Here is an 11,867-nt window from a genome sequence, read left to right as displayed (position 1 = left end):
CCGGCCGGTCGTCAGATCACCCCCAGCTCGGCAAGGCTGGTCTCGGCGCCGCGGCCGATGATGAGGTGATCGTAGAGCTTGATGCCGACGGTCTCGAGCGCGGCCCTGATGGTCTCGGTCAGGCGGATGTCCTGGCGCGAGGGCGTGGGGTCGCCGGAGGGGTGGTTGTGGATGAGGAAGACGCCCACCGCGTTGTGCTGCAACGCGCGCTTCACCACTTCGCGCGGATAGGCGGGCGTGTGGTTCACCGTGCCGCGGCCCTGCTCCTCGTCGGCGATCAGCTCGTTCTTGGTCCCCAGGAAGAGGACGCGGAAGTGCTCGACGCGGTGGTGGGCCATGATCGTGCGGCAATAGTCCTTCACCGCGTCGCGCGAATCGAAGCTGATCGCATCCCGCAACCGGACCTTGGCGAGGCGCTGCGCGATCAGCTCCGCCAGCTTGAACTGGTGGACGATCCAGTGATCCACCTTCGGATGCGCCGCCAGCTCCTCGCGCGAGGCGGTGAGGAGTTGCTCGATCCCACCGAAATCTTCCAGCAGCGTCTTGGCGAGGGGCTTCACGTCGACCTTCGGCACCGCGTTGAAGAGCAGCATCTCGACCACCTCGTAATCGGGCATGCTCTCTCCGCCGCCGGCGGCGAAACGCTCGCGAACCCGTTGGCGGTGTCCCCAATAATGCGGCCGTTCGGCGGCACTGCGACGAGGCGTCCGGTCGGCGCGCGCCGGACGATCGGCCGGAAACTCGGTGACGGGGGGCGCCGGGTCGATCGGCCCCTCGACACGCCGCGGCCGCGACGGGACGGCCCGCGCCACGGTGGTGTCGAACGCGCGCACGGCCTGCTCGCTCAGCCCGAACGGCGCCGCCGCATCCTCCCCCGCCTCATTCCACTCGCCGTGTGACATGTGCGCAGCCCGCCCCCAGGCGGCTACCTTAGCGCGCAATCATCCGCCCAACAATCAAGGGTATAGTGCCGGAGCGGTCCGCCCCGCCGCCACGAATCGGCCTCGATTCGCAGCGATGCGGCGAGGGATGGCGTCAGCCGGCGCTACGCCGCGGGAGCGGTGCCGGGAAGACGAAGTGTGCGGGGATCACGATCGAGCCACATTCAGTGGTGGAGCCGAGGGGATTCGAACCCCTGACCTCTGCAGTGCGATTGCAGCGCTCTCCCAACTGAGCTACGGCCCCGTGCGCGCCGATATGCGAGCCTGAGACGCCAAAGTCAACAAGCATCGGCGGTGTTTGCACCTGAGGATGACCTCAGGCCAGTCTGAGACCCGAGCGAAGGACCGCACGTGATCGTCTTCATCGAGATTCCCTTCTCCGCAGGACGCGGGGCGTTCCAGGCATTTACCAAGGCTTTGAGCGCCAATCGCGTCGGCTGGCTGGGCCGGAACGCCACGATGAAGGACCTCAAGGCGCCGGACGCGCCGGAAAAATATGATCTCGTCGGCGGCCGGTTCACGCTCGACGACGCGCTGAAGATGAAAGGTGTCACCGGGTATGCCACCGTCGCCGGCGATCCGGTGCTGCGGATGCTCAACACCTGGAACGCCTGGGAGCGGCAGGCGCGCCACCAGCTCCACTGGCTGCCGCACACGTTCAACCTGCGCGAGGCGATCGACGAGCGTATCCTGCCGGTGATGGAATCGACCGAGGCGATGATGCGCTCGCTGCGCAAAGCCGGCGTCGGCACCGAGATCGACCGCATCGTCGCCGACCTCGCCGCCCTCCCCGTCACCATCGGCTTCGGGGAGCATCCGGAGGCCTTCGCCGAGGCGATCGCCGCCAAGCTCGGCCTCGGCCCGGACGACCTCAACCCGGACGCGTTCGCCGAATATGGCCGCGCGCCGGCCAATACCGGGCTCTACCAGTCGCTGGTCAACGGCACCGTGCCGGACCGCACACTGCACCTGCGCCTCACCGAGGCCGCCGCCGACGAGCCGGTCTGGACCACGCACTGAGACCCGGCGGCCGCGTCAGGCGGCTTCATCACGCGGCCGCGTCAGGCGGCTTCATCACGCGGCCGCGTCAGGCGGCCGTGCGGTTGGCGGCCTGCATCTCGATTTCGCGCAGGCCGGTCATGAATTTCTCGGCGTTGCCGACATAACTCAGCGCCTGGCGCTTGAGCTGCTCGGCCGCCGCGTCATCGAGCTGGCGAATCACCTTGCCGGGCGTGCCGACGACGAGGCTGCCGTCCGGGATCTCCTTGCCCTCGGTGATCAGCGCGCCGGCGCCGATGATGCAGTTGTTGCCGATCCTGGCGCCGTTGAGGACGATCGCCCCCATCCCGATCAGCGTATTGTCGCCGATCGTGCAACCGTGGATGATCGCCCGGTGCCCCACCGTGCACCCCTTGCCGAGAGTCGCCGGGTAGCCCGGATCCACATGCACCATCACGTGGTCCTGGATATTGGTGCCTTCGCCGATGGTGATGGTCGTGTTGTCGCCACGCAGCACGGCGCCGAACCACACGCCGGTCCGCTCGCCGAGCACCACGTCGCCCATCACATGCGCGCCCGGCGCGATCCACACCGAACCGGACGCAGGAAGGGTCGGGCGAACGCCGTTGAGTTCGTAGAGCGGCATGGGGGGTCCTCCGAAGGCTGGCCGGTCTCGCGGCCGGCGTCTTGTGTCGCCCGATGATGGGCCGCGGGCTCGCGCCCTTCAACCCACCCCGCCCTTCGCCCCACCCCGCTCTTCGACCTACTCTGCCTTTCGCTCGATCGAGATCGACGGAACGCCAGCGGCTCTAGGTCACCATCCGGCGCAGCTGCTGGGACAGGATGTCCGTCAGCGACACGGTCAGGACGACGACGATGATGATCGCCGCGGACTGCGCGTAGTAGAAGCCGCGAATCGATTCGAACAGGATCTGGCCGATGCCGCCGGCGCCGATCACGCCCAGCACCGTCGCCGAGCGCACGTTCGATTCGTAGCGGTAGAGCGTGTAGCTCATCCACAGCGGCAGCACCTGCGGGATGACGCCGAACACCACCTCCTGCACGCGCGTCGCGCCGGTGGCGCGGATCCCCTCCACCGGCCGCGGGTCGATCGCCTCGACCGCCTCCGAGAACAGCTTGGCGAGGATGCCCGTGGTGTGAATGAACAGCGCCATCACACCCGCGAACGGCCCGAGCCCGACGGCGACGACGAAGAGCACAGCCCAGACGATCTCGTGGATGGCGCGGAAGGCGTCCATCAGCCGGCGCACCGGCTGCCAGATGTACCAAGGCACCATGTTGTGTGACGACAGGATGCCGAACGGCACCGAGAACACCACCGCCAGCGCCGTGCCCCAGACCGCGATCTGTACCGTCACGACCATCTCGCGCACGTAGTAGCGCCACTCGGAGAAATCGGGCTCGGTGAACTCGGCCGCGTACTGGCGCATATTGTCGAAGTCGGTGAACAGGAAGGTCCACCGGTCCATTTCCGACGGGTACCAACTCCACGCCAGCAGCGCGATCAGTACGATCCACACCGCCGCGTTGAACAGCGTGCGCGACCAGTCGCGCCGCAGCTCCAGCTTGCGCGGCGGCAGGCTGGAGGGACCCGTCCCGTTGGTGACCGTCTGGCTCATCTCAACCTCACAAAAAAGACGGCGAGCCGAAGCCCGCCGCCGGTCGTTGCCGCAGGGACAGCGGGGCGATCAGCCCTGCGTGTCGTTGGCGTCGATCTGCGCCTGGAACTCTTTCTTCTGCGCCTCGAGCTCTTCGACCTTCGCGGCCTTCTCCTCGTCCGACAGCTTGTCGTCGGACTGGACCTTGGCCTGCTCCTTGGCGATCTCCATCACGCGGATCGGCAGCAGCTGGTCGTTGGTGGACTCGCGGAACGGCGCCCAGGCGAGGCCCTCGAGGATTTCAAGCTCGGCGGCCTTGTCGCCGGCGGTCTCGTCGGTGCCGTAGGTCACGAAGAAGGTCTTGATCTTCTCCTTCACGTCGGCCGGCAGGTCCTTGCGCCACACGATCGGATCGGCCGGGATCAGCGGCGACTTCCAGATGATCTTGATCTTGTCGAAGGCGGCCGGGTTGTTGGCCTCGATGCGGGCGAGGTTCTCGGTGTTGTTCGCCGCCGCGTCGACCTGGCCGTTGGCGACCGCCATGGCGTTGGTCTCGTGGTTGGCGTTCGTCACGTTCTTGAAGCACTCCTTCGGGTCGACGCCGTTGGCGGCGAACACGAAGGTGGTCGGCACCAGGAAGCCGGACGTGGAGTTCGGGTCACCGAGGCCGAAGTTCAGCGAGCCGTCGCACTTCAGGAGGTCGTCGAGCGAGTTCAGCTCGGAATCCTTCGGCGCGAGGATCAGCGACCAGTAGCCGGGGTTGCCGGACGAATCGACGGTCTGCACGAAGATCTCGCCGTCCGAACGGTCCACCGCTTCCATGGCCGACTTGTTGCCGAACCAGGCGACCTGCACCTTGTCGAAGCGCATGCCCTCGATGACGCCGGCATAGTCGGACGCGAAGAACGCGTTGACCGGCATGCCGATGGCCGACTCCATGTCTTCCAGGAACGGCTCCCACTGGGTGCGCAGATTCTGCTGCGACTCGGTGGAGATGATGCCGAAGTTGATCTCGCTCACCTCTTGCGCCACGGCCGGCGCCGCCAGCGCGAGCGACAGGGCGGCCGCGCCCAGCGTCTTGACGATGTTCATCGTGCTTCTCCTCGTGATGTCGATTTTGTGGATCAGGCCGTGGCCAGGGTCGGGCCGTGGATGATCCCTTCGCGAGAGGTGTCCATCCGCAGCGGTGCATCGGGCAGCACCAGCTCGTCGGACGCCTCGCCGTAAAGCTCTTTGAGAAAGGCCGGGGTCAACGCCGTCGACGGGCCGTCGAAGGCGATCTCACCGTCCCGCAGGGCGATGGTGCGCGGGCAGTAGCGACGCGCATATTCGACCTGATGGAGCGAGACGAGGATCGTGATCCCCTCGTCGCGATTGATGGTGGCGAGGGCCTCCATCACCGTCTTCGCCGAAGCCGGGTCCAACGAGGCGATCGGCTCGTCGGCGAGGATGACGCTCGCCTTCTGCACCAGGGCGCGGGCGATCGCCGCGCGCTGCTGCTGCCCGCCGGACAGGGTTGAGGCACGGCGGCCAGCGGTGTGGGCGATCCCGACCCGGTCCAGCGCGGCGAGCGCGGTCGACTTCTCGTCCCTGGTGAAGAGGCCGAGCGTGCCGCGCCACTGCGGCATCTGCCCCAGCAGGCCGACCAGCACGTTGGTCATCACCGCGAGACGGTTCACCAGGTTGAACTGCTGGAAGACGACGCCGACGCCGCGGCGGATCGCCTTCGCGTCCGCGGCGAGGCGGCCCCGCTGCTGCATGACGCGCTCGCCGATCGCGATCTCGCCGTCACCGCTGTCGCCGCGCACGAGGCCGGCAATGTGGCGGATGAGGGTCGACTTGCCGGAGCCCGATGCCCCGATCAGCGCCACCATCTCGCCCGACTCCACGGACAGGGAGATGCGGTTCAGGGCCTTCTGGCCGCCGAACGTCTTCGATAGCTGCGCAACGCGGACACTCGCCATGGGCACCTCGTGTTTCAGGTGCTCCCATATCCGCCGGAGTTAACGGATATGTGCCGGTCTGGTGACGGTTGGATGACAGCCGAGACACCTGAGACCGCGGCTGCTTCGTCCGACGCCGGGCCCCCTCGCCCCGCCGCCGCCCGAACCGGGGCGCCCGAAGGGCATCGACGGCGCCCCGCACAGGCAATGGACGCAGCGCGAGAGGCTATGATTCAGGCCGCGTGACGACATCGGCGCCGGGCGTCGGACGGGTTCGGCACCGGCCGTGACCGGCGCCCCGAATGCGTGGCGTGGGGGCGATGGGTCAGCCGGCGGCGTTCGAGCAGCCGGTGGCCGGCCACGGCTGGCGGTCGATGTCGACGAGGGCGGGAGCGGTCGTGCGAGCGCGATGGGGCGGCGCGGCGGGGGCGAGCGCGATGGGCGCGGCGCGGTGCGGGCTGGCGCGGCGGTGGCTGGCGCGGTGGATCTGGCGCGGCGGGGCGGCCGGGCGTGTCAGACGTGGCGGCGCACGGCCTCGTTGAGGAGTTGCAGCACCGTCGCCACCCCGGCGAGGCCGCTGGTCGCGATCTTGTACTCGATGGCCGCCTGAAGCTCGCTATCGATCTCGGCAGCCACGTCCGCCAGGTCGTACGGCTCTCCCGAACCGCCTCCCGGATCACCGTGATCACCCTGGTGGAAGGGTGGGCTTTGCCTCAGCATCGGCACGGACCTCTCAACCCACGAACCGGACTTCGAGGACGCTAGCAACGGATTGCCACGAATAGCAACCTTGAATATCATCGCGTCTAAATTTTACGTTGATTACCGGCCGATGAAATCGAGTGTGATCGTGCGGGTGTGCCGGCGGTCGCGGTGCTCGATGAGATAGAGCGCCTGCCAGGTCCCCAGTTGCAGACGCCCGTCCGCCACCGCGACAGAGATAGAGGTGTCGCTCAGCATGGCCTTGATGTGCCCGGGCATGTCGTCCGCTCCCTCCACGCTATGCGCATAGCGGGCGCCGCGCGGGGCCAGCCGGCCCAGCGCGGCGAGGAGGTCGGACTGCACGTCCGGGTCGGCGTTCTCCTGGACGGTGAGCGAGGCGGTGGTGTGGACGACGAACGCGGTCAGCACGCCGTCGCGCAGTGCATTGTCGCGCACGAAGGTGGAGAGCGCGGCGGTCACGTCCGTCATGCCGGGGCCGTCGGTGGCAACGTCCACCCGGCCGCGCACCATACGCTCGACCGGCGCCTCCCCCAGGGTCTCGACGTGGATCAACGCTCCTCAGCCGTCAACGCTTCGACGAGGCCGCGGAACCGGTTGACCGCGTAGACCGTGATCTCGGCCGCTTCGTCGATGTCGCGCCGGACCTTGGCCGCGTCGAAGGCGGGCTGCTCGGCGTCGGCGATGGTCGCGGCGGCGTCGTCGCGGCCGTCGGCGATCGCGATGATCCGGCCGAGGCGCCGCTCCAGCACCGCGACGCGCTCCGCGAGGCGCCGGTTTTCGGCCGCCATCTCGGCGGACGTGCCGTCGGCGGGGTCGGCCTCGACCAGCGTCTTGCATTGCCAGGCCGTCCCGTCGTCACGGCAGGAGGCGATCTCGCCGGTGTCCCGGTCGAGCCGCAGGACGTTGGCGCCGGAGCGCTCGAGCTGATAGCGCCCCGCGGACTGCGCCGCGGCCGGCGTCACCGCCGGGAGCGCCAGGATCGCGGCCAGCATCGCCGGGGCCGCTCCGTGTCTCGTCGCCATGCTTCCCCCTCGCCGCCGCCGCGCGGCCGTTACTGTTCGATACGCAGCGCCGTGAAGCGCAGCGCTCCGTTGGCGCTGGACAGCGTCAGGAGCGCGGTGTTGCGGTTCCGCTCTTTCAGCGCCTCGACCTGGTCGGCCACCTCCTGCGGCGTGGTGACAGGCTTTTGGCCGACCTCGATGATCACGTCGCCCGCCGAGATCCGCTTCTCGGCCGCGAGGCTCCCCGCCTCGATGTCGACGACGATCACCCCGGCGACCTCGGCGGCGATGTCGTAGGTCTGGCGCAGCTCGTCGGTCAGGGGCGACAGGCCCATGCCCAGCAGGGTCATCTTGGCCTCGGACGCCGGGTCGACGGCGGTCGGCGCCTCGGTCGCCGGCTCTTCAGCCTCGGCCTCGGGCGTCGTCGCCAGCTCCGGCTCGGCGCGGGCCTGGTCCTCTTCCAGCAGGCCGATCGTCACCGCCACGGTGATCTCCTCGCCCTCGCGCAGCACGCCGACGTCGACCGAGCTGTCGATCTCGGTCTGCGCCACCAGGAGTGGCAGCTCGCGCATCTCGGCGATGGGGTGGCCGTCGTAGCTCAGCACCACGTCGCCGGTCTGCAGGCCGGACGTCTCGGCCGGGCCGCCGGCCGTCACCCCCGCGACGAACGCGCCGCGCGGCTTGTCGAGGCCGAGGCTCGTGGCGAGTTCCGGCGTGATCTTCTGCAGGCGCACGCCGAGCCAGCCGCGCCGCGTCTCGCCATATTGGCGCAGCTGGTCGATCACCGCGGTGGCGATCTCCGCCGGGATCGCGAAGCCGATGCCCACCGAGCCGCCGGAGCGCGAGATGATGGCCGTGTTGATGCCCACCACGTCGCCGCCCATGTTGAACAGCGGCCCGCCGGAGTTGCCCTGGTTGATGGCCGCGTCCGTCTGGATGAAGTTGTCGTAGGGGCCGGAGCGCAGATTGCGGTTGCGCGCCGAGACGATGCCGATGGTCACCGTCCCGCCCAGGCCGAACGGGTTGCCGATCGCCATCACCCAGTCGCCCACGCGCAGGTTCTCGGTGGAGGCAAAGTCGAGCGGATTGAGCGGCGTTTCGGGCTCCACCTTGAGGAGCGCGATGTCGGTCTTGGGGTCGCGGCCGACGATCTCGGCGTCGAGCACCGTGCCGTCGGCGAAGTTCACCACCACCGCCTCGGCATCCTTGATGACGTGGTTGTTGGTGACGACGTAGCCATCCGCCGAGATGACGAAGCCCGAACCCATGGACTGGGCGCGCCGGCGCTGCGGCGGGCCGTCCTCGCCGAAGAAGTCCTCGAAGAAGTCGCGGTAGGGCTCCTCGGCGTCGTCCTCGCCCTCCTCCGCCTCCTCGCCGCCCGGCATCGGGGCGGACCGTTCGGCGACCACGCGTTCGGTGGTGGAGACGTTGACGACGGAACCCAGCAGCGAATCGGCGAGGTCGGCGACGGAGCGAGGCCCCTGGTCCTGGGCCCACGCCGGATAGGTCGTGGCGGCCATCGGGGAGATCGCCAGCAGGGCGCCGGTCACGGCGGCGCACAATTGACGGGTGATCAGGCTCATGAAGCTCCTCCCGGCGCCGCGCTACGCGGCCCTTACGATCCACACCAGAACCACGCCGACCACCGCTGCGACGAGCCCGGTGACGCGCAGCACATCGTCCGGGGTCGTCGTCAGTTTGGCCATCATGCCACGCATCGCCCCCGGCGCCAGAGCGTACAACGCACCCTCCAGCACCAGGACGAGACCGATCGCCGAGACGAGGTCGCTCACTCGCGAGCGGTCGTCTCGTCGGCCTCGTCGCCCGTGGCATCCGCCGCGTTCGTGTCGCCGGACCCGGTCGCCGTCGTCGCGTCGGAGGGCGCTTCGCCCGCCGTCGCATCCGTGGCCGCCGGGGCGGTTTCGCTGGCCGCCTCGCTGGAGGCGGAGTCATTTTCGTCGGGGTCGGACATCGCGGGGATGTCCTCCTGCGGGACGTCCTCGCCCAGGGTGCCCTCGGCGGCCGCGTTCGCGGCGTCCGACGGCGCCGGCTCCGCGGTGTCGACGGCGGCCTCGGTCGACGCCTCGTCGGCCGGGACGGCGCCGGACGTCGATCCGCCGGCGTCGGTGTCTTCGCCCGTCGCCGTCGCCTCCGACTCCTGCTGCAGGGCCGCGCCGATGTCGCCACTGTCGGCCGACAGGGCCGACGTGCCGACGACCGGCTCCACCGCGGTGACGTCGCCGGCGATCTCCTCGATCTGCTGGCGCACGCCCTCGGCCTTGGCTCGGCTCTCCTCGTCGTCGAGCGCGGCTTGCGGCTCGACCTCTTCCTCGACGATCACCCCGGCATCCGGCGCCTCGCCCTGCGCGGCCTCGCCGTCGGGCTCGGCCTCGCCGGCGGGGGCGGCGGCCCGCGGCGTCGCCGCCAGACCCTCGTTGACGCCGCCGCGACGCGGTGCGCCGCGCGGGTCGCCGAGATAGCGGAAGAAGTCCGTGTCCGGCGACAGCACGAGGCGCGTATCCTGTGCGCTCAGACCCTGTTCGTAGGCCTGCATCGAGCGGTAGAAGTCGAAAAAGTCCGGATCGAGCGAGAACGCGGCGGCGAAGATGGCGCTCTTCTTCGCGTCGCCCTCGCCTCGGATCTGCTCGGACTGACGCCGTGCCTCGGCGCGCAGCACCGTCGCGGTGCGGTCCGCGGCCGCCTCGATGCGGCGGGCCGCCTCGGCGCCCTGGGCGCGGATCTCGCGCGCTTCCTGCTCGCGCTCGGTCTGCATCCGCCGATAGATCGCCGCGGAGTTGGCCTCCGGCAGATCCGCACGGCGGATCTTCACGTCGATGATCTCGACGCCGATCGCCTCCGCACGCGCCGCCACGTCCTGCTTGATGCGCTGCATCAGATCAGGGCGATTGTCGCGCACGATGTCGGTGAAGGTCGCGTCGGCCAGGACGGCCCGCAGCGAGGCCTGGACGAAGGTGTTGAGACGCTGCGAGCCTTCGTTGACGTTGTTCACCGTCTGGAAGAACTCGACCGGGTTGCGGATGCGGTAGCGCATGAACGCGTCCACCACGAGGCGCTTCTGGTCGGCGGCGATGATTTCCTGCGCCGGGACGTTGAGGTCGAGGATCCGCTTGTCGAGGATCATCACGTCCTGAATGAACGGCACTTTCACATTGAGGCCGGGCTCACGGATGGTGTTCTTCACCTGACCGAATTGCAGGACCAGCGCCTGCTGCGTCGGGTTGATGATGAAGAGTGCGTTGAGCGCGGCCACCACCGCCGCGACGACGACGATGGCGAAAACGACGAGACCGGCACGCATCAACGATTCCCCTGCGCGTTCGAGTTGGTGGTCGTGCTCGGAGCGCGGTTCATACGGTCGAGCGGAAGATACGGCACGACGCCGGAGCCCGCACCCTGATCGATGATGATCTTGTCGGTCTTGGAGAACACGCGTTCCAGCGTCTCCAGGTAGATGCGCTGGCGCGTCACCTCGGGCGCCTTGGCATATTCCTCGTACACGGAGAGGAAGCGGTCGGCCTGACCGGTCGCCTCGGCGACGACCTGATCGCGATAGGCCTGTGACTGCTCGACGATCTGCGCCGCCTCACCGCGGGCCTCCGGCACGACCTCGTTGGCGTAGGCGTCGGCGCGGTTCTGCGCGGTCTCCTGGTCGGCGCGGGCGGCCTGGACGTCGCGGAAGGCGTCGATCACCTGCTCGGGCGGGTCGACCTTCTGCATCTGCACCTGGGTGATGGTGATGCCGGCCTGATACTCGTCGAGCGTCTGCTGCATCAGTTGCTGCACGGCGAGCTGAATCTGCTGGCGCTCCTGGGTCAGGATCGGCTGGATGTTGCGCCGGCCGACGACCTCGCGCATCGCGCTTTCGGCGACCTGCTTCACCGTGCCTTCCGGATCCTCGATGTTGAAGAGGAAGTTGGCCGGATGGTCGCGGTTGATCTGCCACTGCACCTTGAAGTCGATGTCGACGATGTTCTCGTCGCCGGTCAGCATCAGGCTTTCGGCGGGAACGTCGGTCGTGGCGCCGCGCCCGTTGCCGCGCGTGCCGATGACGAGCTCGCGGATGCGCAGCACGTCCGGCGTAAAGACCTCACCGAACGGGTATGGGACATTGTAGTTGAGGCCCGGCATGGTGTTGCCGACATGGCGGCCGAGCACCAACTCGACGCCGACCTCGCCCGGGCGGACCGTGTAGATGCCGGTCAGGCCGTAGATCACCGCCACGACGATCGCCGCCAGGGCGATGCCGCGCGCACCGATGCCGCCGAGCGACGGGCCACCGCCGCCGCCCCCCGGCCCGCCGCCGCCGCGCCTGCCCGGAAAGACCCGCTTCAGCCGGTCCTGGCTGCGGCGGAGCAGCTCCTCGAGGTCGGGCGAATTCTGCGGATCCTGTCCGCCGCCACGCTGCGGGCCGTTGCCCCATGGGTTGTTGGGCCGGTTCGGTCCGTTACCCCACGGGCCGTCGCCACCCCCCCAAGGACCACCGCCCTTACCGCCCGACTGGTTATTCCAGGGCATTCTTGCTCCCTCTGCCGCCTCTGCCTTGATGCCGGGCGCGAAGCCCTAAGCGCACATAATGATGCTGATCTTCTCCGCAAACGCGGCGAAACGCGCGCCCTGCGC

13 protein-coding genes and 1 tRNA gene are annotated in these 11,867 nt (G+C 68.8%); 1 reads left to right on the top strand and 13 read right to left on the bottom strand.

Annotated elements, in window-relative coordinates; all coding sequences use genetic code 11:
* Positions 1-11: 11 nt before the first annotated feature.
* Together radC and MRB58_RS20345 are read right to left on the bottom strand one after the other, a co-directional pair.
* The gene (radC, locus tag MRB58_RS20350) at positions 12-902 is read right to left on the bottom strand and encodes a DNA repair protein RadC (RefSeq protein ID WP_244778908.1); all 891 of its coding nucleotides are present in this window, start codon (positions 900-902) and stop codon (positions 12-14) included.
* Between the two features lie 207 nt (positions 903-1,109).
* Positions 1,110-1,185 (bottom strand) — tRNA-Ala (locus tag MRB58_RS20345).
* 107 nt (positions 1,186-1,292) lie between these two features.
* Here MRB58_RS20345 and MRB58_RS20340 point away from each other — a divergent pair.
* Positions 1,293-1,961, top strand: coding sequence for a hypothetical protein (locus MRB58_RS20340; RefSeq protein WP_244778907.1), 669 nt, complete (start codon positions 1,293-1,295; stop codon positions 1,959-1,961).
* Positions 1,962-2,028: 67 nt separating this feature from the next.
* On the opposite strand, the gene MRB58_RS20335 is transcribed toward MRB58_RS20340, so the two are convergent.
* The 11 genes from MRB58_RS20335 to hflK all read right to left on the bottom strand — a co-directional run bounded on the left by MRB58_RS20335 (position 2,029) and on the right by hflK (position 11,762).
* The gene (locus tag MRB58_RS20335; protein WP_244778906.1) at positions 2,029-2,586 is read right to left on the bottom strand and encodes a gamma carbonic anhydrase family protein; all 558 of its coding nucleotides are present in this window, start codon (positions 2,584-2,586) and stop codon (positions 2,029-2,031) included.
* Between the two features lie 163 nt (positions 2,587-2,749).
* Complete coding sequence (gene phnE, locus MRB58_RS20330) at positions 2,750-3,580, bottom strand: phosphonate ABC transporter, permease protein PhnE (protein WP_244778905.1); 831 nt, start codon at positions 3,578-3,580, stop codon at positions 2,750-2,752.
* Positions 3,581-3,649: 69 nt separating this feature from the next.
* On the bottom strand, positions 3,650-4,651 hold the full coding sequence (phnD, locus tag MRB58_RS20325; RefSeq protein ID WP_244778904.1) for a phosphonate ABC transporter substrate-binding protein: 1,002 nt from the start codon (positions 4,649-4,651) through the stop codon (positions 3,650-3,652).
* 32 nt (positions 4,652-4,683) lie between these two features.
* Positions 4,684-5,523, bottom strand: a complete 840-nt coding sequence (gene phnC, locus MRB58_RS20320) for a phosphonate ABC transporter ATP-binding protein (protein WP_244778903.1) — start codon at positions 5,521-5,523, stop codon at positions 4,684-4,686.
* Positions 5,524-6,015: 492 nt separating this feature from the next.
* A complete protein-coding gene (locus tag MRB58_RS20315; protein ID WP_244778902.1) occupies positions 6,016-6,222 on the bottom strand; it encodes a hypothetical protein in 207 nt (68 codons plus the stop codon).
* 102 nt (positions 6,223-6,324) lie between these two features.
* Entirely contained in the window at positions 6,325-6,777 is a 453-nt protein-coding gene (locus MRB58_RS20310; RefSeq protein ID WP_244778901.1) for a secondary thiamine-phosphate synthase enzyme YjbQ, read from the bottom strand.
* On the bottom strand, positions 6,774-7,247 hold the full coding sequence (locus MRB58_RS20305) for a hypothetical protein (protein WP_244778900.1): 474 nt from the start codon (positions 7,245-7,247) through the stop codon (positions 6,774-6,776). Before MRB58_RS20305 ends, MRB58_RS20310 begins: the two co-directional genes overlap by 4 nt.
* Positions 7,248-7,276: 29 nt before the next feature.
* The gene (locus MRB58_RS20300) at positions 7,277-8,809 is read right to left on the bottom strand and encodes a Do family serine endopeptidase (RefSeq protein ID WP_244778899.1); all 1,533 of its coding nucleotides are present in this window, start codon (positions 8,807-8,809) and stop codon (positions 7,277-7,279) included.
* A gap of 21 nt (positions 8,810-8,830) precedes the next feature.
* A complete protein-coding gene (locus MRB58_RS20295) occupies positions 8,831-9,019 on the bottom strand; it encodes a DUF2065 domain-containing protein (protein ID WP_244778898.1) in 189 nt (62 codons plus the stop codon).
* Positions 9,016-10,545 carry an SPFH domain-containing protein gene (locus MRB58_RS20290; RefSeq protein WP_244778897.1) on the bottom strand — a complete coding sequence of 510 codons (1,530 nt, stop codon included), beginning with the start codon at positions 10,543-10,545 and terminating at the stop codon, positions 9,016-9,018. Before MRB58_RS20290 ends, MRB58_RS20295 begins: the two co-directional genes overlap by 4 nt.
* Positions 10,545-11,762 carry an FtsH protease activity modulator HflK gene (gene hflK, locus MRB58_RS20285; protein ID WP_244778896.1) on the bottom strand — a complete coding sequence of 406 codons (1,218 nt, stop codon included), beginning with the start codon at positions 11,760-11,762 and terminating at the stop codon, positions 10,545-10,547. Before hflK ends, MRB58_RS20290 begins: the two co-directional genes overlap by 1 nt.
* Between the last annotated feature and the right edge of the window lie 105 nt (positions 11,763-11,867).

This window comes from Acuticoccus sp. I52.16.1, assembly GCF_022865125.1.
In the GTDB taxonomy this organism is placed as follows: domain Bacteria; phylum Pseudomonadota; class Alphaproteobacteria; order Rhizobiales; family Amorphaceae; genus Acuticoccus.
The sequence above is the reverse complement of the archived record's forward strand: the minus strand, read 5'-3'. Positions and strand labels throughout refer to the sequence as shown.